This is a genomic window from Nocardia sp. NBC_00881 (genome assembly GCF_045207455.1).
Lineage (GTDB): Bacteria > Actinomycetota > Actinomycetes > Mycobacteriales > Mycobacteriaceae > Nocardia.
In genome coordinates this window covers 1020424-1042988 of sequence record NZ_CP108798.1, presented here as the reverse complement: position 1 = coordinate 1042988, position 22565 = coordinate 1020424, and the positions used below count along the sequence as shown (strand labels likewise).

The window sequence follows — 22565 nt, the reverse complement described above, 5'->3', positions numbered from 1 at the left end:
ACCTGCTGATTCAAGGTTAGTGCAAGGTACGTACAGGCCTCATCACCCAAAGTAGTAGTCCCGAGGCCGGCGCTCGTGCCGGCTCGAGCACAGCGCACTGGAGGGTAACGATGGACGAGGTGCTCGGCGCGGATGCCCGCGCTTGTCGTTCTCGTACCCTTCGGCCGGCACGCGGTAGGCCTCGTATGAGGCTTCACCGCGGCCGCCCGGCGGTGCAGCTCGTCTTCGCCGTGGTCCAGCCGGTACTCGTGGTCGGTTCGGCGCTGGCCGGCCTGGTCGTGACCCAGCCCGCCGACGCCGTGTCGGACGGAACCGGACCTGCGTGGATCAGTGGCATCTCCTTGCTGGTCGCCGTGGGCGCACGCGTGATCGGTGTCGCGCACGGCGAGCGGCTCGTCGGTAGCGGGGTGCGTTCGTTGTGACCCGGGAAATCATGGGTGATTCCGGCGGCGGGAAAGGGCTGGGATACGAACCCGATCCGCACCGACGGACCATAGCGACCTGCGCGGTAATCGGTGGCGTCCTCGCGCTGGTGCCGCTGCTGCTTTTTCTGACCAAGCCGACAATGGAGATTCCAGCCGGCGGGTTCTCCGGCGGCTTCGGGGTCTCGGGGGCCGAGGCGTCCCGGTCGTTCTCCGTCGGATTCCTGTTCGTCTTCCGACTCCTGATGCTTTTCGTCCTGTATCGGGCGGTGCGCCGCCGTTGGCTGGCCGCCCCCGCCGCACCGGTGACTCGCACGCTGGTGGTCATGGCGTCGGTGCTGGCCGCACTGTCCGTCCTCCATTTGCTCGTGGCGGCCGTGCAGTTCGTCCAGCCGGAGTACCGAGTGCCGGAAATGGCTGCCGCGAGCATGAACGCCGGCACCAGTGCGCAGCTGTGGGCGTGCATGATCCTTGGCGGCGACCGACTCCTTCGCGCCCGTGCCACCGACGACGAGCGGCTCCGGCGTCGGGACCGGAACAGTCAGCTGTTGCTGGCATTCGTCTGTACCCTGCCGTCGATCGCGGTCCTGATCAAGCTGATCCACGGGATGGTCCAGAGCGGGGCGGATCTGGTATCCGCCGCACTGCTTTCGCTGCCCACGACGGCGATCGCGCTCTGGACCGTGCACCGGATGCAACGCTATCGGCGGATGCCGTTGCGGATCCTGTTCGCCGGGTTCGGCTGGGGCGCGGTGGTGGCCACCGGACTCGGCCTGGCGCTGCCGCTCCTGTACGACTCGCTGAGCTACCAATTGCTGGGCCACAACAGGGTCGTCGCGATCATCGACGGCTTCAAGGCGCCCGTCGTCGAGGAGCTGGTCAAGGCTGTCGGCGTGCTGCTGATCGCCGTCGTGGCGCGGCGGTGGGTCACCGACCTGGTGTCCGGTCTCGTCGTCGGTGCCGGTCTCGGTCTGGGGTTCAACTTCGTCGAGTCGATGTTCTACATGGCGGCCCCGAGCATGGGCGGCGCCCTGTACCAGCACTGGGTTCGGCAGGTGGTCGGGATCATGTTGATGCACGTGGCGTTTTCGGCGCTGGTCGGTGCGGCGATCGGCGCCGCCCGGCAGGTGCGGAACCCGAGGACACGGCTCGCTGTGATCGGCTGCGGGTTGCTGACCGCGATCTGCGGCCACTACCTGTACAACAGCCTGATCTCGTTGCTGCCATCGATGTTCCGGGTCAGCGAGCCGATGTTCGCCTTGGTCGTGCTGCCACTCCTGGTTCTGCTGCTCCTCGGCATGTTCCTCTTCATGTACCTCTTGCTGCTGCGCCGCGGCCTGCGTTACCAGGGGGCCGCGCTCGCCGTCGAACTTCGGCACGAGGCGAACAGCGGGTACGACGTGGTCACCGCCGCCGAGCTGCCGGTGCTGCTCAGCCCCGCCCGCAGGTTCCGCACCCGCGTCGACGCCTTCCGGCGCAATGGTCCGCGTGCCTACCGTCGGCTGTCCAGTCTGTACCAGGCCCAGCTCGATCTGGGTATGTGCCACTGGCACCAGGCACGTCAGGACCCCGACCGGGCGGACGTGGACCTCGCACTGCTGCGGCGGCGCGTCCAGGACCTCAAGACCGGTCTCGAAGTCCGCACAGGTGGGGGTCGTTGATGCATAACGTGTTCGGGCGGGCCGTCCTTCTCGTGACCACCATTCTCACCGCGCTGCTGCTCACCCCGGCGACAGCGGTCGCCCAGTGCACCAGCGGTCTGGTCAACACCCTGGGCGGCCCGGGAGACGATGGCTGCGGCGGTATCTACCCCGCCCTCGGCTCAGCGGCGGCGGTGGCCGCCGCCCTCAGCGCCGCCGCGCTCCACGCCGCGGTCAGCTATGCACGGGGTCAGGTGGATGGCGGCCAAGAGTTGCGCGTCAACCACTTCAATGGCGAATTCATAAAAGGCGACGTGCGTGGTGATGTGGTCATGAAGGGCGGGACCATCGAGGGCAATGTGTACGGCAATGTGGTCATGTGGGAGGGCGCGACCATCACAGGCGATGTTTACGGCGACGTCGTCCAGATTGGCCCGGCGAATTCGATTGACGGTGACGTCGGCCAGATCAGCTCGGCCGGCGCGAATTCGATTGGCGGTAGCGTACAAGGCAAGGTAGTCCAAGCAAGACGTGTCTCGGGCACGATAACAATCGGCGGTCGCACGGTCATTTCACCGGTCAGGTGAATGGGTCTATGGAGCGCGAATTCTGACACAAAATCCACCAGGGTCGCGGTTTCATGGCTTCCGCTCTGCGCGAAGCGTCTCGCCGAAACCCCGCGGAAACCTTGAATTCCCAGTTCGGAGCCCCGGGACTGGCGTTCGTCAAATCGATAGAAATGTATTCACGTGCAACGAAGGGGAATTCTGATGAACCGCACGAAAATAGGCAAACATATCTTGGCGCGCACGCCGTACAACCAAATAGTCTCCGCAGTCTCGCTCGCCTTGTTCATCACGGTGTTCGTGCTGGCGCGGTGGATCGGCCTGCTCGTCGTCTTCGTGCTGTGGCTGGCGGCACTGTTGTACGCGGGATACGCCTTCACGCGCCGGGAGTTCGCCGAGGCGGCGCGAATGCGCGACGAGGACCGACGTGCCCACGAGGACCTGATCGCCCGGCGCCGGAGGCTGGGCCAGCACATGGACGTGACCTATGAGGAGCGCTCGCTCTCATTGGCCGCCCGATTCGGGCGCGTCGACCAGAACGTCGCGGAGAACGGGGATCCGAGGCACACGGCCAGCGCACGGCACGCGGCAGAACTCGTCGCCGAGGGCGTGCTGCGCATGCCACTCGGCGGCTTCCCGGTCACCGTCTTCGACCTCGAGGTGGTCAACGAGTTCGACCTCGGCAACCTCGCCAGGATGGGCAGGGCCGACCAGGCGGTCGAGTCCGCGAAGTGCTACCTGACCGTGTGTGCTGTGACACTGCCTTACCCCCTGCCTTACCTGTCCTCGCTGGCCGCCTGGAACACCGGGCTGGTAGAAGAGATCGCCCAAGTGGTGGACGTCGGTGTTCCCGCGGAGTTGCGGCACACCGACGATCCCGGGTTCGCCGCCCTCTTGCTGTCCGTCCCGGAGGTGCTGCGAGCCGCGCACAACCTGAACCTGCTCTGGACGGTCAGCGGAGACCAGCTGGTCACAGCGACAATGACCAGCACCGGTATCACCCCGGAGAGCGCACTGCGGCGTGCCACCGACCTGGCCGCATTGGCCGGCGCCTTTCCCTGGGGCAGGCTGGAACCCTACCAGCGGGACACCACAGGCATGCCGGTGCCGTGGCAGCCGCACCGCAGCCCCTTCCTCGTCCACCAGTGGTGGATGACGAGCGACCTCTTCGGCCCTGGCGTGCTGCGCTGGGCACACGGACCGCTTGGCGCCACCGGGATGTACGCCTTCGAGAGCGTCGGAACGGACCTCGGACAGCCGCGCCAACACCCCGGCGATGGCCAACCCGGCACGGCCGTCACCCGGGCGCAGCCCGGATCCGGCGGGGACGGGCAGTGCGGTGGTGTTGTCAGTCGTGAGACCGCGTAACGGTCAGGACATACCAAAGAACTGCCCGTCCCCGGGCACGGCACCCGCCGGAACGGTCACGCCCCACCGCTTCTGGGCATCCGAGCGATCCGCGCCCGGACACTCAAAAACTTAGGGCTCCCCGATGACAGGCCTCGACGGCTCGCCAGCAACCATGCCGGACATGAGCGATCGGACAAGAGAGCAGTTTTGCCATCGGATGGGCGTCGACCCCTTGCAGTTGGCCCTGTCGAAGGTCGTGCCTTGGGCAGGACACGCAAAACATGGGCAACCGGAAAACGCCTGTTCATCGTGGGTAGGCACCCAATCTGTGGGTTGCGGTGAACGTGAGCGGGTCAGCCGATCGTTCCCATGTTCGCAGTGCCTCCGGTGGGGTTCGTCGTATTCGGCACCGGTATTGATGACCCGTCATGCGATCGACGTGAGCGGATGGTGGTGGTCGAGGTCTGGTTCACGGGTGGGACTGATAACAGGTGGAGTGCACACGTTCCGCGTGCTGGCGGTCGCCTGCGGCGGTGACCCCATCCACCCCCGCCACACGGCGGTGACCCCATCCACCCCCGCCACACCATGGCGGCGGGGGCCCGGGGCATCAGTTCATGCGGCGGTGGGGTCGAACTCGGCGGTGACGCGGTCCACGAGTTTCTTGGCTTGGGGGCTGTCGTGGTCGGTGGGCAGCTCCACGGGCTGTCCGTTGATCGGGACGGTTACCGGCCGACGGTTCGCCAGTATCTTCCCGGCACCGTCGCCGAGCGGTACACCGGCCGAGGCGAGGATGCGGCCCATCCCGGTGTCGGCGCCGACCGGCGGGAGGGCTACGACGCCCTGCGGCCACTGCGCGCCTTCGATTTCGAAGAACTGATGGTAGCCGCCTATGTGCTGGTACCCGACCTGTTGCAAGTACAATTCGTCTGGCGTCGAGCCTTGCGTTTGACTTATCTCTTTGTTGAACGTGCCTTGGAACACGCCGCTGGCGGGGTCGAAGTGTGCATAGTGGCCTGACACGGACGCCTGTGTCTCGAGCAAGTCGAACATAGCCTTCATACCGTCGGGAGCAGGCTGGTTGTTCTTGGAGTAGAGAGCCTTGGCGCTATCGATGTCGGGCGGGTTCCACATGTGCGGGACGATATCGAGGTCGTTGGCATAGCGCTGCACCCGTTGCAGGCGTTGGGTGGTGTAGTTGACGAATTCCTGATTGCAGAAACTCGGTCCGGCGGTCGAGAGCACGCTGATCCTGGCTTTCTCGGATTCGTCCCATAGCCACTGGGTGTCGCGCAGGAACAGGGCGAGCGTGGGTGACAGGGCACCACCGAGGCTGTGGCCGGTGACGGTCAGGTCGATAGCCTTGTCGTGGAGCGTGCTCAGGAACACGGGCAAGGTGCGACCGGCACCGGGACGGTCGCCGGAGGGGGTGATATTCGTGAGGGTTTTCACCCCGATGGCCGTGCCGATCGTGTGCGAGGCGGCGAGATTCGCGAACCACGGCGTCTGGAGAATGAAGCAGTCCTCGACGAGCCAGTCGAACACCAGTGCGTCGGTGCTGCCTGCCATGGCGATCACGTACCGGGAGCGATCCTCGGTGCTTCGCACCATGTACATGGCGTTGACCGCGTACAAGTCGGTGTCGAACAGCGCGACCCCAGGACCCCATACGATCTCCCACCCCCCGATGACCTCCTGGTTGGTGTGGAGATACTGCTGGATCTGCTGATAGAGCGTGCGCTCCAAGTCGCTGTCTTCTTTGCTGATGCTGTTGACCAGATTCGCGTACTCGCACAGCTGGTATGTGATCTTGTCTTGCAGAGTCGGCTCGTTGATCGTCGTGGATCGTGCAGTCATGTTCCGCTCCTTGCCGTATGAGTTTCATCCGAAACAGAGAGGAGAAAGCGGTGACGCGCATTCACAGGCCGGGTCCGCAGCGGGGACAGATCATCCCGGACCGGTAGCTGTGGATACGAGTCTAATCCGAAAATGGGGTGCGGGGGTGGGTATGTCGGTGGTCAGGCGGCTGGGGCGAGGGTGACGGTGTAGCCGAGTGCTTCGAGTTGGCGGATGTGGTTGCGTTTGATCGTGTCGGGGGTGGTGTGGCGGGTGAAGTGGTTGGGTCCGAGGTCGGTGAAGCGGGGCGCGCACCCGCCGCCTCCGTGCCGCCCCCGGACTCCTCTTCCGGTGAGGTACAGGGCATCTCGCCGGGCAGGCCGTGGCGGGCGAAGGTGGCCGTGGTGGCCGCAGTCGTGGCATCGGCGCCACTGCTCGCACCACCCGACCCGCCGGGCCAGACACAGGAGGCAGAGGTACCCGCACCGATCGCAGCACCTGCCCCGCCACAGTTCCCGGCCGGCTGCTACCCCTTCCAACGGGGCTGCTGAGGGGCATCGGGATGGGAAGACGACGTAGTCGCCGCGGATCGGATGCGGCGGCATTGATGTTCATGGCCGTCATCGCTGGGCTGGTGCGGAAGGCCCACCTCGGCCCTGTACGGTCGTGACTGCTTTCACCTGGCTGGGGTGAAGGAATGCTGTTCGGCGTTCTGCAGGTAGCCCAGGTACTTGCTGGGCTCCTGGCCGCGGAACAGGCGCAGCAGGAAGCTCGTCGCCGTACCCGCATGGAATTCCCAGTCTTCGCCACGGGCGGATTCGAGCGCGATCTGCCACGAGGCGGGGTCGGTATCGGGCCTGGCGACCCAGTGGAGGTAGTAGCCCAGGCTGGAGTAGGCCCATAGGACGGGGCGAACGCCGGGTTCGTTGAAGATCAACGGTTTCGTCTGGTCTTCGGGGTCGTCGTCTTCTTCGTCCTCCCAGATGATCTCCAGTCCGCGCATGCGCTCCTGGTGGATCAGCACCTGATCGTAGTTCTTATCAGTCGCGTACGGCTGCAAAAGGACCGTGTCATTGCCGATCAGGCCCGGACCCAACGCATCGACCAACGCGCGGAAATCGCCGGGGGTGCTCGCTCCCAGGGCTTGGCTGGCAGCTTCCCAGTCGGTCGGTGTGCTGCGGTACAGCTGGACTCCCAGGAGGTCGCGGATATCGTCGAGGTCGCTCATTCGTGTCCTTCATATGGCTGTCCGAATTCGTGGACACCACCCTTGTCCGATTTCGTGGTGCCGTCCAAATTCATGGACAGGCGCCGTCCAGATTGGTGGACGTAGCCAACCGAGACGACACGGTCTCTGGACAATTACGCGCGACCGGCGAACTGGGTACCGGGCAGGTGAGCTGATCGGGCTGGATCGGATCGAGGGCCTCAACCGGGTGGGTTCAGGCCCTCGACAAGGTGCCGTCCCCACGCCAGTGGGAGGCACCTGAACCCGGTGTTCGACTGCATCCCACTGCGCGAGTCCGGGAGATGAGGGCAGCATCGGCAACAGAATCGCTCCATGTGTTCTCCATAGGAACTGTAGGTGTCCAGGACCGCTGGCGGGGTGTCCGGCGGGCGTCCATCCCATCCAACAGCTGGTGAGGGGCGCTACCGGCCGATTCGCTGCACAGTTCTGGACGGAAAACCGATTCCGTCGGCCGATTCCGGACATCTGGACCCGGCCCGGACGGTTCCGGACGCTCTCTGGACACAACGCGTGGTCCTCGGATGTGTCCTCGTCTGAACACCGAATGTCGGCGGCGGACCTGCGGCGGGGTGATCTGCTGTTTCATGGGAATCGACCCATTCGCGTGAGTGAGAGTGGTCGGGGTCGAGAACGCCAGCTCGACCCGGTAACCAACCGCCACAACTTGTTTCAGTCTCGACTGCATCCCACCCCCGTGGGCCCGGGCGCCAGCCGCTGGGCCCGAACGATTCGCCCGCCCGGGCGAGTGAAGGACCGAGCATGACCCACCCCGAACCCTCTCCGCCGTCGCCGCGTTGCCGCCCCCGCAGGAGCGGGCAGTCACCTCCGCCGACATGGACATGGCCGGCCGCGCTGGTGGTATCCGTGCTCGTACCGGTCACTTTCGTTTTCACGTTCCTGCTCATCAGGACCGGCGTGCAGGCCACAGTGGCCTGTGCGCTCGCGCTGGCGGTGGTCACCGGCGTCGTGGTCTGTGTCGTGCCCGTCCGCCCGGCCTTCCCCACCGCCGGGGCCCGCCGGTGGGGCGCGCGGTGGCCGCGCTGCTCGGTGCGGAGGAGACGAAATGACCGACCGTGGACCCGGCTCGACCGCAGAATTTCTGTCCCTGCTGCGGCAGATGGCGCAGCAGTCCCCGCGTAGCAAGGGCCAGATCGCGGCGTTCTCCGGCATCCCGCGCAGCACCGCCTACAGCTTCATGTCACCGGCCAACACCGCTCTACCCTCCAACCCGGACCAGGTCCGCGCCTACGCCCAGGCATGCGGGCTGACCGCGGCCGGTATCGAGCAGTTGATGCGGTCCTGGAAGCAGCTCGATGCCGCCCGAGGTCGATCCGCTGTCGAGGAAACCATCCACCTCACCCCGCCGCCGGCCGAGCACACAACCTGGCACCCCCCACCCGGCTTGGCCGACATCCTCGACACCGGTGACACGGGTCGAAGCGTCCATATCGCCGGTGATGCGCAGTTGACTGCACCATCTGACCATCCTCCATCATGACGACGGTTCCGCTGTTGTGTTGGAGGAGAACTGGATTGGATATCCGTCAACAATTGATGCAAGGCCGAGTCCCGCTTCCCTGTCCCGGATTGGTCGTCCCGACCGACCGTGCACACCCACCATTCGTGGTGCTGGATCGCGCCGACGTCGAGATCGCCGCGGTGACCGAGTATCTGGCCGAGTTGGCACTCGGCGACTCCAGTCCCCTGACCTGCCGAAGCTACGCCTACGATCTGCTGCGCTGGTTCCGCTTTCTCTGGATACTGGACGTCGACTGGACGCAGGCCGCACAGTCCGAGGTGGCTGTGATGGTCGGATGGCTGCGCACCGCGCCGAATCCACAGCGTCGACGCCACAAGGCGGGGTCTCCAGCTCCGGGAACGGTCAACCTTCGCACCGGCAAACCGGCCCTCGCCGCCGGGTATGCGCGCACGACCATCAACCACGCCTTGTCGGCGGTCAGCGGGTTCTACGCCCACCACGATCGCTTCGGTCGTGGCCCGGTGATCAATCCGGTGCCGGTGTCACCACAACGGCGAGCAGCGCTGGCCCATCGGAGCCCGCTGGAACCGACGCCGCCGACCCGCCGTGCCCGGTCCCCGGCCTTGAGGAACGCCTTCACCAAGCCCAGCACACGCTTGCATCTTCCGGCATTGCGGTCTCCTTCCCTTCTCGTAACCGCTGCCGCCCTTCCCCATGCGCGCGGGCTTTCCCCGGCTCGGAGTACTGCGGCGGCTCCGTCATCGCCGGCGGCACCGTGTTGAACCAGATCAAACGGCTCTGCACCGAACTCGCCGAACACCATCCGGCTTTCCGGACCGTGCAGTTCACCCCGCACGACTTCCGCAGACTCTTCGCCACCGAACTGGTCAACAACGGCCTGCCGATCCACATCGGGGCAGCACTTCTCGGCCACATGAACATTCAAACCACCCGCGGGTACGTCGCGGTCTTCGACGAGAACATCGTCCACCACTACGCTGCTTTCTCGAAGAACGCCGACGGCTCCGGCCGGCCGACGAGTACCGGCCCCTCGCTGACGGAGAGTGGGACGAATTCGATGAGCACTTCGACAAACGCAAGGTCGAACTCGGGTCATGCGGACGGCCCTACGGGACCGGCTGGCAGCACGAACATGCGTGTGTCCGCTGCCCGATGCTGCACGTCGATCCCCGGATGATCACCCGGCTCGATGAGCTAGAGGACGACCTACTGCAACGCCGCCAACGCGCGAAGGAAGAAGGCTGGGCCGGGGAAATCGAAGGAATCGACATGACCCTGACCTTCCTGCGAGCCAAACGAGACGACACCCGGCGCCGGGTCCAACGGCCTACGGTCACACTCGGGCTACCAGGCGCACCACGGCGCCGGGCCAGGAAGTGAACCCATTCCCGCGAGTCCTCATCTTTGCCGATGAGAGCATCTGCGGGGCCGACCCTTTGTTGTCAGTGGCGGCCAGTACAGCCGATCCTAGCGGGCGACTCCGACAGCAGTGGGGCACAGCGAGTCTCGTTCGGGTCGTCGAAAGCCGAATGCCATAGCCACACCGGTTTCAGGAGGGCGCCACTGGGGAGCCGGTCGACGTCGAGCCGGATCACAGCATGGCCTTCGTGGAGGGCATGTGCGGAAATAGCCTGTGATCGGTTACGCGGGCGGGGCAGGAAACAGTGCCTCGACCAGCCGAGGAGCAATCGCGTCGCGGAGCGTCGTCGACGAACGTGACCGTCTCGTCGAGCGGCGCCCGGCCGGTTCGGGCGTCGCCCGCGGTGACGCTTTCGTACCCTACCGATACGCCACAGAACAGGACCAGCTCGTCCGGTGGTGAAAGGACCTCCGCGACGGTCCGGTGGAATTTCGCCCACGCCATCTGCGGGCAACTGTGCAGCCCTTCGGCGCGCAGGAGCAGCATGACGGTCTGCAGGTACATGCCCACGTCGGACCATTGAGGTCGGCCCATACTGCGGTCGATGTAGCAGAACAGGGCGGTGGGTGCGCCGAAACAGTCCCAGTTCGCGGCAGCGGCCCGCTGACGCGCCTCCAGGTCCTCTCGCGGAATTCCGAGCGCGCCGTAACGCTGCTCGCCGAAGGCGGACCGGCGCTCACAGTAGGGGGATTTCAGTGCGGGCGGGTACATCTCGTATTCCGGTTCGTCCCAGGGGTCGCCCGATTCCAGTCGCTCGCCGGCCCGCTTCTTGATCTCGGCCAAGGCCGAGCCGGTCACCGCGTACACGTGCCACGGTTGAATGTTCGATCCGGACGGCGCCCGTGCCGCGGCGGACAGCACGCGCTCCAGCACTTCCCTCGGGACCGGCCGGTCGGTGAACCCGCGCACTGCTCGTCGGCTCGTCACCGCCTCATAGACGTCCATGATCTCCCGCCTCCATCTACTCGATGGGTCTGCCTTCCCTACCCCATCAATGGTATCACTCGATACTGTATTGTTCGATACGAGTCTCTGATATCGAATCCCCCGCCCGCGGCGTCCGCTGCGGGCACAACACCTCGGAGAAAGCTCATGGCTACGCTGCTACACATCGACTCGTCCGTATTCCCTGTCGAGGCGTCCTCGTCCCGTTCGGTCACGGCCGCTTTCCGCAAGACATGGGAGGAGTGGTACCCGGAGGGCTCGGTGATCTACCGCGACCTCGCCGCCGACCCTGTTCCTCACATCACCGCCGACGCCTGGTCCGCTGGATACGCCACCCCCAATCAGCGCACCCCGGGGCAGTCCGCCGTGTTCGCGGCCCGGGTGAAGCTCATCGAGGAACTGGAGTGGGCCGACGTCGTCCTGATCGGCGCCCCCATGTACAACTTCTCAATCCCGTCGACCCTCAAGGCGTGGCTGGACAACGTGCTCTTGCTCGGCCGGACCGCCGGAGAGACTCCCTCTGCCCTGGGTACCCCGGTTGTCGTTGTCGCCAGCCGCGGTGGCTCCTACGCGCCGGGTACCCCGCGTGAGGGCTATGAGTTCGTACAGAACTACCTGGAGGCCGTCCTCGGGGACATCCTCGGCCTGGAGCTCGACTTCATCGTCCCGGAACTCACCCATGCCCCTCGCAATCCGGCCATGTCCGAACTAATCCCCCTCTACGAGGCGTCCCGCCGACGCGCGCTCGAGGAGGCGACCGCCAAAGCCGAGGAACTCGCGGAGCGCCTCACTGCATAATTATCCCGACCCGGCAACGCCGCGTGCCCCCAGCCGGGACGTCACACGACCTCCCGGACGCCTGCGCCGATTCCGACGGCGTTGTGGGACCTGAGGACAGGCCGCCCGGCAATGTGAACAGCCAGGGCCCGGTTCGCATCGAAATGACGATGATCGCGGGGGCGGGGAAAGCGCAGCTGCCCGGCAGTCACGCCGACCGCTCGCCCTCCTCGGCAACTCGGCCCTGACCAGCCACTGGTTATTGGGTCGAAGGTTCGAGGCAAGCGACCCAGGCTTCCTGGGTCCGGTTCGCCGTGGAGCAGCAGGAGTGCGCCGCCGCGGCCGACAACGGGCGCCTACGCCTCGTGGCCTGCGGGATCGGCGAGCCGGGTCAGGAGATCCATCAGCTTCTCGGGCTCACCGCGCCTCAGTTCGGCAACCAGACGCTCGGCCAGCGGCTCCGCCGCCACGTGGGCCGCATCGAAGAGCTCCAGTCCTTGCGCTGTGATCTCCACTGCCCGGATCCGTCGATCACCCGCAACGGCCTTGCGTACGGCAAGGCCCTTGTGTTCCAGGTCGTCGACGATGCGCATGATCCCGGCCTTGTCCGACCCCGTCGCCGCCGCCAGATCCCGCTGCGGCGTGGGCCCGTGATCAACCAGCTCGATCAGCACCGCGAAATGCCGCAGCTCGATGCCGAGCGGCTCGAGCGCCTGACTCATCACCGCGGCCGCATGCCAGTGCGCCCTCCGCAGCATCAAGCCGAGAGCGAATGGCGAGGAATCCCCAGGACGGCCGGTCGCACGCGAGGACGTGGTGTGGTCAGGAGCATCGGCAGCCATGACGCCAGATTACTTCATTCGATACGGTATCGCATGAAACTAAATGACCGAGTCAGGCGGCTGGTTCGACCTCGCGGGGAAGCGGCGGCGATCATCCACGTGCATCTGCTCGGCAAGTGAGCAATTTCTTTTCGGGCGAGCATCAGATCGCAACGTCGGTTCTCGTGATCGGCACCGGCGGGGCGGGTTTGCGTGCCGCTATCGAGTTGGCCGAGCGTGGAGTCGACGTGCTGATGGTAGGTAAACGGGCGACGGCGGATGCGCACACCACACTGGCGGCAGGTGGGATCAACGCCGCACTTTCGACAATGGACCCCGAAGACAGCTGGCAACAGCACGCCGCCGACACCATCAAGGAGAGTTACCTCCTCGCCCGTCCGGAGACCGTGCGAATTGTTACCGAGAACGCTGCTCGCGGAATCGAAGACCTGGAGCGGTGGGGAATGCCGTTCGCCCGCGAGCCGGATGGGCGGATCCCAGCGGTTCTTCGGTGCACACACTTATCGACGGACCGCGTTCGCCGGTGACTATACCGGGCTGGAGATCCAGCGGACACTCGTGAACCGCGCTACCCAGCTCGGCATACACATTGTGGACACCTGTTATGTGACGCGAATTCTGGTGCACGACAACATTGTGTTCGGCGCCTACGGGTTCGATCTCGTCAACGGTCGACGCTATGTGATCCACGCTGATGCCGTCGTCCTCGCTGCGGGCGGTCACACCCGAATCTGGCGGCGCACGTCGTCGAGGCGCGATGAGAACACTGGTGACTGCTTTCGCGTCGCCCTGCTCGCCGGTGGTCGAATCCGAGATCCGGAGCTTGTGCAATTTCACCCCTCCGGGCTCATCGAACTGGAGAATGCCGCCGGCACGCTGGTGTCGGAAGCGACGCGTGGTGAAGGCGGGATCCTCCGGAATGCCGGAGGCGAGCGGTTCATGCAACGGTATGACCCGGAGCGGATGGAACTGTCGACCCGTGACAGGGTGGCGCTGGCCGCCTACACGGAGATCAAGCAAGGCAGGGGAACCGCGAACGGCGGTGTCTGGCTGGATGTGTCGCACCTGCCGCGGGAAACGATCAGGCGGCGGTTGCCGCGTGTCTATCAGACATTGCTGGAACTGCAGATGCTCGACATCACCCGCGATCCGATCGAGATCGCGCCCACCGCGCACTACTCGATGGGTGGTGTCCGGGTGCGGTCGCAGGACCACGGAACCGACGTCGAGGGCCTCTACGCGATCGGCGAAGCATCGAGTGGGCTACACGGCGCCAATCGCCTCGGCGGCAACTCGCTGATCGAACTCCTGGTGTACGGCCGGATCGTCGGCGAGGCCGCAGCGCGGTACTCCGCCGAACTATCCGTCCAGCGCCGATCACAGGGCGCGCTCGCCGATGCGGGCAGCGAGGTGGACGAACTCCTGACCACCGATGGCAAAGAGAACGTGCGCGCCTTACAACGAGCCCTCCGCAACACGATGACCGAGCACGCCGGGGTGGTCCGCGACGACACCGGAATTCGAGCCGGCCTATCCGATCTCGATCAGATCGAGGAACGGATGAACAACATCGGAGTACATCCCGACCCCGCCGGCTTCCAGGATCTGGCACACGCGTTCGACCTGAAATCCTCCGCGATCGCCGGCCGCGCCACGCTGGAGACCGCCCTGGAACGACGCGAAACGCGCGGGTGCCACAACCGCTCCGATTACCCCGAACTCGACCCAGACCTGCGCGTGAATCTCGTCTGGTCCGGACCCGGCCGAATCGAACGAGAAGACATCCCGGACATCCCCGATGACCTCGCCCAACTCATGCAGGAAGTATCCACGGCCGGGAAGCTGGTCGAATGAACGTACGGTGAGAAATCGCGCCCCGCGGTGAGCGCATCGCCCGTGCGGCTGCGCATCCCTGCCTTGTTGTCGGTGATCACGGTGTGTTGCCGTGCTGCGCCGCGAGAGTTGTCCTGCTGAGCTCGTCGGGCTGGCAAGGCATCCCCATCCTCATCGAGGGCGTGCTTACGGATCCGCGCCGCGACCTTCCAGTCGACCGGCCAACTCGGCAGCCTTGGCGGCAACCGGGTGGTCCCTGCATGCGGTCGTCGTTGCAGACGATCCCGTCGTCGACCAGGGCGGAGCGTTGCACGTCGAGCCAGCCCATATCGTCGTAACTGATGACCGAGGAATGCCCGTTGTGCTCGTAGTCCAAGGGCGGTACGTCGAAGGTCCACACATCGGCACCGGTGCTGGTGGTCGAGGCTTGAAAAAAGGGCGTGCTCGGGCGGCAGACCGCACCAGCCGAGCCGGGCCCAGCAGATGCTGATATAGATCTTTGTCAGGGCGGCCTTATGCCACCCGCGGAGGGCCGGCGTTAGTGTGTGCTACCTCTCCTCCGCGGGTTGTTACGCCGGGCGGGCAGTTGGTGTCTCCATGTCGAGTCCACAACACGAGGAGACATGATGAACGGGAACATGACGAACGGGAACGTCGAGGTAGTCGTCGTCGGCGGCGGGTACGGGGGCGTGACGGCGGCCAACCGCCTGGCTCGGCGCGATGGCGTGTCGGTGACCCTGGTCAATCCGCGTCCCGAGTTCGTCTCGCGGATCCGCCTGCACCAGCTCGTGACCGGCTCCGACGACGCGGTCGAGGGCTTCGGTGAGGTGCTGGGCGGGAACGTCCGGCTGGTGGTCGATACTGCGACCCGGATCGACGCCGCCGGGCGCCGGGTGTCGCTGGCGGGCGGTGGCACGCTCTCCTACGACTACCTCGTCTACGCGGTGGGCAGCGGCGCCGCCGATCCCGGCGTGCCCGGAGCGGCGGAATTCGCTCATTGGTTGTCGGACTTCGAGGGGGCGCAACGACTGCGGTCGGCGCTGGATACAACGTCCGCGTCGGCTTCGGTGACCGTGGTCGGGGCAGGCCCGACCGGCCTGGAGACCGCCGCCGAGCTGGCGGAAGCGGGCCGCAAGGTCACCCTGGTCTGTGGCGACGTGCTCGGCCCCTCCCTGCACGCCCGGGTCCGCCGCCCGGTCGCCCGCCGGCTCGCCGTGCTGGGTGTGACCGTCATCGAAGGTCCCGGTGCGCGGGTGCGGGCAGTGACACAGGACGCCGTACTGCTCGACGACGGCCGCTCGCTGCCCAGCGCGGTGACCATCTGGACTGCGGGATTCCGTATCCCGGACCTGGCCGCCCGCAGCGGGCTGCGCACCGACACCGACGGCCGCCTGCTCACCGACGCGACCCTGACCAGTGTGGACGACATGCGCATCGTCGCAGCCGGGGACGCGGCGGGCATGACGGACCAGCCGTTCCGGATGAGCTGCCAGGCCGCCGTGCAGCTGGGCCCGGCAGCCGCCGATACGATCCTGCGCCGGATCGCGGGGAAAACACCCGCTCGCGTCCGGATGTTCTTCGCCGGGCAGTGCCTCAGCCTCGGCCGAAACGAAGGCGTCACCCAGTTCTCCTACCCGAACGACAAGGTGAACGCGCTCAGCATCAGCGGGCGGCCCGGTGCCGGCGTCAAGGAGATCGCCTGCCGGTTCACCCTCAACAAGTTGGTGTTCGGGGCACGCAAGGCCAGTTCACGCGCATCCCACGGCGACAGCACCGGCCGCGTGGCAGCGCCTCAGCCGGAACAGACGCCCTCCGGCACCCGACACACCGCTTAGGGTCTGTCCGGCCGATCATGCCGCAGACTGGGGGTGTGGCACGCGCTCCCCCAGAGGGGGTACCCCCAGCGGCATTGTCGTCGGTTGCCGACGCTCCGCGTCGACGCCCTCCTCCGCCCTGCAGCTGCACGCCCCCGCCCTCGGCCGTGTTCGAGCGGGGACCCCATCACCCGCTCACCGTCGCTACCGAGGGCACCGCCGATTTCCTGCGACCCGATCGGCCGGACAGGTTCCAGCCGTCACCCCTTCTCCGGCCGGACCGGCCCACGTAGGACCGAGCCTGATCAGTGGCGAGGCTGCCGCCGACAACCCCGTCGTCAGACCGGGAACATGATGCACGGCCGGCTACCGGCCCACCGGGCGACCGCGAGAGAGCGAAACGTAGGACATGAGCGACCACGGCACCGACCCCGCGACCGAGCCCTTCGTCGCCCACCGCAACCTGCTGTTCACCGTCGCCTACGAAATGCTCGGATCCGTGGCGGACGCCGAGGACGTCCTCCAGGAGACCTGGCTGCGATGGGTCGAAGTCGACCTGGCGCAAGTGCGGGACCAGCGCGCCTACCTGGTACAGATCACGACCCGGCAAGCACTCAACCGGCTGCGCACCCTCCAACGGCGCAAAGAGTCCTATGTCGGCCCCTGGCTGCCCGAGCCCCTGCTCACCGCGCCGGACGTCGCCGAGGACGTCGAACTGTCCGAGAACCTGTCGCTGGCACTCATGCTCATCCTCGAAACCCTCTCACCGACCGAACGCGCCGTCTTCGTACTGCACGAGGTCTTCGACTTCGGCTACGACGACATCGCGGCCACCATCGGCAAGAGCCCCTCCGCCGCGCGCCAGATCGCCTACCGCGCCCGCCGGCAGGTCGACGCCCGCCGACCGCGCACACCGGTTTCCCCCGAAGAGACCCGGGCAGCGCTCAATTCGTTCCGGTCCGCCCTCGCGACCGGAAACCTGCAGGGGTTGCTCGACGTACTCGCCCCGGACGTCGTGTTCGTCAGCGACGGCGGCGGCCTGAAGCTGGCAGCCCTGCGGCCCGTCGTCGGCGCCGACAAGGTGCTCCGCTACATGGCCGGCAGTGTCGACAAGGCCGGCGGCGCCTTCACCAGTGAGCCCGCGACGATCAATGGCAACCCCGGACTCATCCTGCGCGTGGACGGCGTGATCGACGGCGTACTGGCCTTCCACGTGGACAACGCCCGCGTCACCAGCCTCTACTACGTCCGCAACCCCGAAAAACTCACCCACATCGAGTCCGAAACGCCCCTCACCTCCCGCTGAAACTCCCCGTTCTCTTCTTCGCGGTCCTGCAAGCAGATCGGGACCACAGCCTGCCGGCGGCGATTCTCACCGGTGCGGGCTCGGTGTTCTCCTCCGGCGGCAATGTCGACGTACCTGGCCGGAGTCGCTTTCGCCTTCGCCGGATCGGGCCTGCACCACAAGATCTGCCACGTCCTCGGCGGCGCCTACGACCTGCCGCACGCGCAGCCTCACGCGATCGTTCTGCCCCGCGTGTTGGCCTTCAGCGCCCCCGCGTCAGTCGATGTCCAGTGGCAGCCGAAGCGTTTGTCGGCTGTCCCGTGGTGCTTTTCCAGCGATTGAGTGAAGTCGGATCAGGGCGTCTGCGAGGGGGATGGCCTCCTGCTCGATTCGTCGGGACCACGCGGGTCCTGCTGTTACGACGAGGTCGTACGCCGTGGCTTCACCGAGGGTGAGGTGTCCGAGCTTTGCTGAAAGGGTGGGATTCGGCGGCCGTGCCCACTCACCCGAGCAGGCCGCATGGAGGAGCCTCCACGGTTCGAGGGGATCGACAATTTCTTTGACATGGCGTGCCGATGAGCAGCGGGTCGATCACGATTGAGCTCGTCTTACCGGCCAATATTGACACGGTTACGCTTTCGGTTGAAGCTGGTGACCGGTGTGAACAGCAGTCTTGTACGGTGCGGTGGGTCGCTGTGCACAGCGCGGCGCGAGGCTGCGTTCACGTGATCGTGGCAGTATGGGGCCGATCGGCGAGCTTACGTTCGAGCGCGGCGCTCGGGATGGGCGGTGCCGGTGACCGTCGCCGCGACGGACCTGCTTGCCGGGCCTCGGCTATGCCGGAGCGGGAGCCGCACAACGCCTCCGTTCCGTCCGGCTGGCGCTTGACGTTTCCGCGTGTGTGGCAGATCGAGATCGCAATTCACCCGTCGTGTGCTGAATACAGGGGAATCTCGTTGACCCTGTAGTGCTACTCGAATGGAAGGAATGTGTATGAAGATCGTCGTGATCGGCGGCACCGGGCTGATCGGTTCGAAGCTTGTTGCTCGGCTGAGTGAACACGGCCACGATGCAGTTCCGGCCGCGCCCAGTACGGGCGTCGACACGCTTACCGGTAAGGGAGTGAAGAAGGTGCTCCAAGCCGTGGATGTCGTGGTCGATGTCTCCAATTCGCCGTCGTTTGCCGATGACGACGTCATGGAGTTCTTCCGGACCTCCACGACGAACCTGCTCGACGCTGCCCGCGAGGCAGCCGTCGAGCACTACGTGGCACTGTCTGTGGTGGGCACCGAGAGGTTGCCCGAGTCCGGGTACTTCCGGGCGAAAGCGGCGCAGGAGGAGCTGATAAAGGGTTCGGGGTTGCCGTACTCGCTCGTGCACGCCACCCAGTTCTTCGAATTTGCCGGCGCGATTGCCGATTCCGCTACCGACACCGGCAAGGTGCGGCTGCCGGGCGCGGCTCTGCAGCCGATGGCTGCCGACGATGTAGCCGCAGCCGTCGGCGAAACCGCGGCGGGTGCCCCACTGAACAGCACGGTCGAGGTCGCGGGGCCGGAGGTGTTCGGCCTCGACCAGTGGATCGGTATAGTGCTCACCTCGCGTCACGATCCACGCGAGGTGATCACCGATCCGCAGGCTCGGTACTTCGGGACGGTCCCCGACCGCGAGCTGCTGCCCAGCGCGGGCGCGCGCCTCGCACAGACGCGATTGTCGGAGTGGCTGACCCGTCAGTGACCCTATCGTGCGCGCTCGTCTATGTCGCCGCTTTCGCGCCGGCACAGGGCGAGCCCGTCCAACTGGCACTGGATCCGATCCGATTCCCCGGCAGTCAGCTGCTCCCGCCCGTCTTGCAGGTCAAGGCCGTCGACGACGCTCACGCGATCGGCGGCCGGAACCTCGACGGCTACGTCGCCGCCGACGCATTCCACCGGGTGTTCGCGCCGGATGTCAGCGATGCGACGGCTGCCACCATGCTGGCCCACCAGCGCTCGATCGCGCTGTGGGCCAACCTCGAGCCGTCCGGGCCGACCTCGTGGTCGAACACGCCGAGCTGGTCCCTGATCCCCACCGGCGACAACATCATCCCGCCCGCCTCGCAGCGCTTCATGGCGAGCCGCATCGGGGCGCACACCACCGAGATCGCCGCCTCACACGCTGTGCTCGTATCCCAGCCAGTCGCCGTCGCCGATGTCATCACCACCGCAGCAGGCAGCTGATGAGAAAGTCGAACCATGGACCCGCAGCCGAGCGGCACGGCCGCTGGCGTCGGCGGCGCGAGCAAGAACCCGGACCTGGCGATCACCACAGCACTCGTCGGCGCGGACCCGACGTGTAGAGCGTTGCGGGCATCAGGTCGCCGGCCAGCGACGAACCGGATCTCGAGTAGTGGCCGGAGCACCCAGCGCGGCGCGACGGCCGCTCCTCGGGCGCCACAACGACTGCAAAACACCGATCAGCTACTCCGACCGCCCTGGGCATCCGGGGCGCCGACCCCAGACACATACGACCGCGAGGAGACGACAATGAGCTCGGATAATCCCTCACAATCCGGCGGGCAGGCGCTCGACGAGTTGGTTCCGTCGCGCTACGCGCTGCAGGTCGGCGACATCGAGGTGCTGGTGATCAGCGATGGCGTTCTACCGATCGCAGCCGAGACGATCGCCTACAACGCCGACTCGGCGGACCTGGCGGCCTGGCTGGACGACATGTTCCTGCCACCGGAAGTGCTCGAGTGGCCGCTGAACGTCGTCGTGGTGCGTAGCGGTGACCAGACCGTGCTCATCGACGCGGGTCTGGGCCTGGAGTTCCCGGACTTCCAGCAGGCCGGGCGGTTGGCCATGCGACTGAAGGCCGCCGGCATCGACGTCGCATCCGTGACCGATGTGGTGCTCACCCACCTGCACATGGACCATATCGGTGGGTTGCTCGGTGACGGGCTGGGGCACGAACTGCGTCCGGACCTGCGGGTCCACGTGGCCGCCGCCGAGGCCGAGTTCTGGGAGGCGCCCGATTTCTCCCACACCTCCATGCCCGCCGGAGTGCCGGACGCGCTTCGGTCGGCCGCCACGCGGTTCCTGGAGGAGTACCGCGGCCGACTGCGGTCCTTCGAGACGGAGCATGAGGTGGCACCGGGGGTGGTCGCCGTTCGCACCGGCGGGCACACCCCCGGGCACAGCGTTGTTCGCCTGGCGTCCGGCAGCGACCGTCTGACGTTCGCCGGAGACGCCGTGTTCCAAGTCGCGTTCGACCGCCCCGACTGGTTCAACGGCTTCGAACACGACCCCGAGGAGGCTGCCCGCGTGCGCGTCCGTCTCCTGCAGGAGCTGGCGGCGAACCGCGAGGCGCTGGTGGCCACTCACCTGCCGTTCCCGTCCGTCTGCCACGTCGCGACCGCTGGCAACAACTTTCGTTGCGTTCCGGCAGTCTGGGACTTCTGACCGCTTCGGCTCCGACCAAGAATCCAGCCCCTGTTCGGCGAGCGGGAACGTGGATGCGTTCCCGCTCGCGCCGGCAGCGACGATCGCGCCCCGAACCACTTGCGTATCGCGACTCTTCTCGGATCTGTTCCGCGGTGAGCCCGGAGTGTGTTCCACTGCTCGGTGCCCGATCAGCTTGGGGGCGCGAGTATTCTTCGGCACCCTTTCCCGGTGGCGGCACAAGAACAGAGGAAGACCTCACACTCGTCGCCGACATCACCGTCAGAGCTCGTTTCGGCGAGCAAACGTTCGGAAAAGCGCATCGCCGGAACAGAGTCAGTTTCCGGTCTCAGGCCAAGCAGGTGCGCTCCGGAAGCGAGGCGCCAGGGTCATCCTGCTGAGTCCCGTTACCGATGACGGCATGGTCTCCTTGGATTGGTCGGGTGATACTCGAGTTGATCACCGTTGGGCATCCTTGAGGCCTCGGCGCCGATACGGCTGCGGACCGATCTCGACGCGATTCTCCGGTCCGACTCGGCTGCGCCGACCGGGGCTGTTCCGTCGGCCGGGTGTTTCAGGTCTGATTGGTTCCGTCGGTACGGGCCTCGACGGCCTCGACTGTCTTGTGGAATGCGTTTCGCAGGACGCTCTGGCCGACGGTGCCGACCACGGCTCCGACCGCGCGGCCCTTGAGGTTCTTGCCCTCGCGCACCACCGTGACATCAATATCGGTCTTGCCGTCGGCGCGGGGCGCGAAGGTGTAGGTGTGGCCCGAGTTGCCACCCCACAGATTGGAATCAGTGGTCGTCATGACAACGCGGTGGGGGTTGGACCAGTCGTAGTGCAGGCGTTCCCAGATACCGCGTGATCCCTCCGTGACATCGGCTTCGGTGGGGCCGCGGTGGTGCACCTCGAGGTATTCGTCGGTGCTGTTCCCGAACAATTGCTCGCGGTCGGGTCCGAAGTCGGTGAGCGCCGCGAGGAACTCTTCGGGTGTCGCGGTCGTCGTCTCGGTGAAGTGGAGAGTGGCCATGGATTCTCCCTTCGACATGAATCGTGAATGGTCGTGGTCGCGACAAACCGACGATGGCGTGCGCGCCCATGGTGCGCGCCAGTGAATATGCACATCGCTACGGTGAATCGCGGGCAACGTACCAATCCAACAAAGTCTAGAGCCGATAGCGCGGGACGAGAACCCGATCCAGGTCTCTGATATGGAACCGCCATTTTCCGGGTCAGTGCGCTGTAGCCGAGTAACGATGTGCTGTGATCAAACCCTTGCGGATCGCGCGGTCAACTTGCCGCCGTTGTGCTATTCGTATTCGTAACCGTGTGGCGCAAAAAGTCTCCAAAGCAGCCGCCACGCAGGACCACGCTTATGTAGGGCCGCGGCCGAGCACCGGTCTCGATCGCCTCGCCCGCTAGCGGCTCAACACCCTGGCAGGTCTCGGCAACCGCCCAGGATCGCCGGGGACTACAGATCAGAAGGTTAAGAGCCCAGCTGAACCGCGTCAGAATGACGCGAACGGCACCTCAGCCTGACACTCTCCGCGTCATCTCCAGGTGTGGCGTTGGCCCGTACCCCAACACCACATTCAGTTGCCTCGGGCCGATCGACCCGAAGGCATTCCGACGTGAGCCCGGGTGCATAGGGGCAACCGGCGTGAGC

The 22565-nt window shown here is 66.0% G+C and carries 19 protein-coding genes and 3 pseudogenes; 17 read left to right on the top strand and 5 right to left on the bottom strand.

Annotation, left to right across the window (positions count from 1 at the left end):
• The first annotated feature begins 185 nt into the window (after nt 1-185).
• The 4 genes from OH799_RS04050 to OH799_RS04035 all read left to right on the top strand — a co-directional run bounded on the left by OH799_RS04050 (nt 186) and on the right by OH799_RS04035 (nt 3996).
• Nucleotides 186-422 carry a hypothetical protein gene (locus tag OH799_RS04050; protein WP_406275885.1) on the top strand — a complete coding sequence of 79 codons (237 nt, stop codon included), beginning with the start codon at nt 186-188 and terminating at the stop codon, nt 420-422.
• Complete coding sequence (locus tag OH799_RS04045) at nt 419-2083, top strand: PrsW family intramembrane metalloprotease (RefSeq protein WP_406275882.1); 1665 nt, start codon at nt 419-421, stop codon at nt 2081-2083. Before OH799_RS04050 ends, OH799_RS04045 begins: the two co-directional genes overlap by 4 nt.
• 32 nt (nt 2084-2115) lie before the next feature.
• On the top strand, nt 2116-2649 hold the full coding sequence (locus OH799_RS04040; protein ID WP_406275879.1) for a hypothetical protein: 534 nt from the start codon (nt 2116-2118) through the stop codon (nt 2647-2649).
• 183 nt (nt 2650-2832) lie between these two features.
• The gene (locus OH799_RS04035; protein ID WP_406275877.1) at nt 2833-3996 is read left to right on the top strand and encodes a hypothetical protein; all 1164 of its coding nucleotides are present in this window, start codon (nt 2833-2835) and stop codon (nt 3994-3996) included.
• Nucleotides 3997-4593: 597 nt separating this feature from the next.
• Here OH799_RS04035 and OH799_RS04030 read toward each other — a convergent pair.
• A complete protein-coding gene (locus OH799_RS04030; RefSeq protein WP_406275875.1) occupies nt 4594-5835 on the bottom strand; it encodes a lipase family protein in 1242 nt (413 codons plus the stop codon).
• 655 nt (nt 5836-6490) lie between these two features.
• Nucleotides 6491-7042, bottom strand: a complete 552-nt coding sequence (locus tag OH799_RS04025; RefSeq protein WP_406275873.1) for a hypothetical protein — start codon at nt 7040-7042, stop codon at nt 6491-6493.
• Nucleotides 7043-8126: 1084 nt separating this feature from the next.
• On the opposite strand from OH799_RS04025, the gene OH799_RS04020 reads away from it, so the two are divergent.
• The 4 genes from OH799_RS04020 to OH799_RS04005 all read left to right on the top strand — a co-directional run bounded on the left by OH799_RS04020 (nt 8127) and on the right by OH799_RS04005 (nt 9944).
• Entirely contained in the window at nt 8127-8561 is a 435-nt protein-coding gene (locus tag OH799_RS04020; RefSeq protein ID WP_406275870.1) for a hypothetical protein, read from the top strand.
• A gap of 125 nt (nt 8562-8686) precedes the next feature.
• The gene (locus OH799_RS04015; RefSeq protein ID WP_406275867.1) at nt 8687-9325 is read left to right on the top strand and encodes a site-specific integrase; all 639 of its coding nucleotides are present in this window, start codon (nt 8687-8689) and stop codon (nt 9323-9325) included.
• Nucleotides 9319-9741, top strand: coding sequence for a tyrosine-type recombinase/integrase (locus OH799_RS04010; RefSeq protein WP_406275864.1), 423 nt, complete (start codon nt 9319-9321; stop codon nt 9739-9741). Before OH799_RS04015 ends, OH799_RS04010 begins: the two co-directional genes overlap by 7 nt.
• Entirely contained in the window at nt 9717-9944 is a 228-nt protein-coding gene (locus OH799_RS04005) for a hypothetical protein (protein ID WP_406275861.1), read from the top strand. Before OH799_RS04010 ends, OH799_RS04005 begins: the two co-directional genes overlap by 25 nt.
• 325 nt (nt 9945-10269) lie before the next feature.
• Here the strand turns inward: OH799_RS04005 and OH799_RS04000 are convergent.
• Nucleotides 10270-10929 (bottom strand): annotated as a pseudogene (locus tag OH799_RS04000) (nitroreductase); the annotation flags it as partial.
• A 147-nt stretch (nt 10930-11076) separates the two neighbouring features.
• Here OH799_RS04000 and OH799_RS03995 point away from each other — a divergent pair.
• The gene (locus OH799_RS03995) at nt 11077-11727 is read left to right on the top strand and encodes an FMN-dependent NADH-azoreductase (protein WP_406275858.1); all 651 of its coding nucleotides are present in this window, start codon (nt 11077-11079) and stop codon (nt 11725-11727) included.
• A gap of 335 nt (nt 11728-12062) precedes the next feature.
• Here OH799_RS03995 and OH799_RS03990 read toward each other — a convergent pair whose 3' ends face one another.
• Nucleotides 12063-12548, bottom strand: a complete 486-nt coding sequence (locus tag OH799_RS03990) for a MarR family winged helix-turn-helix transcriptional regulator (protein ID WP_406275855.1) — start codon at nt 12546-12548, stop codon at nt 12063-12065.
• 116 nt (nt 12549-12664) lie between these two features.
• Here OH799_RS03990 and OH799_RS03985 point away from each other — a divergent pair.
• The 8 genes and pseudogenes from OH799_RS03985 to OH799_RS03950 all read left to right on the top strand — a co-directional run.
• Nucleotides 12665-13787: pseudogene (locus OH799_RS03985) on the top strand (FAD-dependent oxidoreductase); the annotation flags it as partial.
• 240 nt (nt 13788-14027) lie between these two features.
• Nucleotides 14028-14402, top strand: coding sequence for a hypothetical protein (locus OH799_RS03980; RefSeq protein WP_406281781.1), 375 nt, complete (start codon nt 14028-14030; stop codon nt 14400-14402).
• A 617-nt stretch (nt 14403-15019) separates the two neighbouring features.
• On the top strand, nt 15020-16216 hold the full coding sequence (locus tag OH799_RS03975; RefSeq protein ID WP_406275852.1) for an NAD(P)/FAD-dependent oxidoreductase: 1197 nt from the start codon (nt 15020-15022) through the stop codon (nt 16214-16216).
• 388 nt (nt 16217-16604) lie between these two features.
• Complete coding sequence (locus OH799_RS03970; RefSeq protein ID WP_406275849.1) at nt 16605-17501, top strand: RNA polymerase sigma-70 factor; 897 nt, start codon at nt 16605-16607, stop codon at nt 17499-17501.
• A gap of 96 nt (nt 17502-17597) precedes the next feature.
• Nucleotides 17598-17768, top strand: a pseudogene (locus OH799_RS03965) (iron-containing alcohol dehydrogenase); the annotation flags it as partial.
• Between the two features lie 705 nt (nt 17769-18473).
• On the top strand, nt 18474-19214 hold the full coding sequence (locus tag OH799_RS03960; protein ID WP_406275846.1) for an SDR family oxidoreductase: 741 nt from the start codon (nt 18474-18476) through the stop codon (nt 19212-19214).
• Nucleotides 19211-19696 carry an alpha/beta hydrolase gene (locus OH799_RS03955; protein ID WP_406275843.1) on the top strand — a complete coding sequence of 162 codons (486 nt, stop codon included), beginning with the start codon at nt 19211-19213 and terminating at the stop codon, nt 19694-19696. Before OH799_RS03960 ends, OH799_RS03955 begins: the two co-directional genes overlap by 4 nt.
• A 306-nt stretch (nt 19697-20002) precedes the next feature.
• The gene (locus tag OH799_RS03950) at nt 20003-20917 is read left to right on the top strand and encodes an MBL fold metallo-hydrolase (protein ID WP_406275840.1); all 915 of its coding nucleotides are present in this window, start codon (nt 20003-20005) and stop codon (nt 20915-20917) included.
• A 553-nt stretch (nt 20918-21470) separates the two neighbouring features.
• Here the strand turns inward: OH799_RS03950 and OH799_RS03945 are convergent.
• Entirely contained in the window at nt 21471-21929 is a 459-nt protein-coding gene (locus OH799_RS03945) for an SRPBCC family protein (protein WP_406275837.1), read from the bottom strand.
• Nucleotides 21930-22565: the final 636 nt, after the last annotated feature.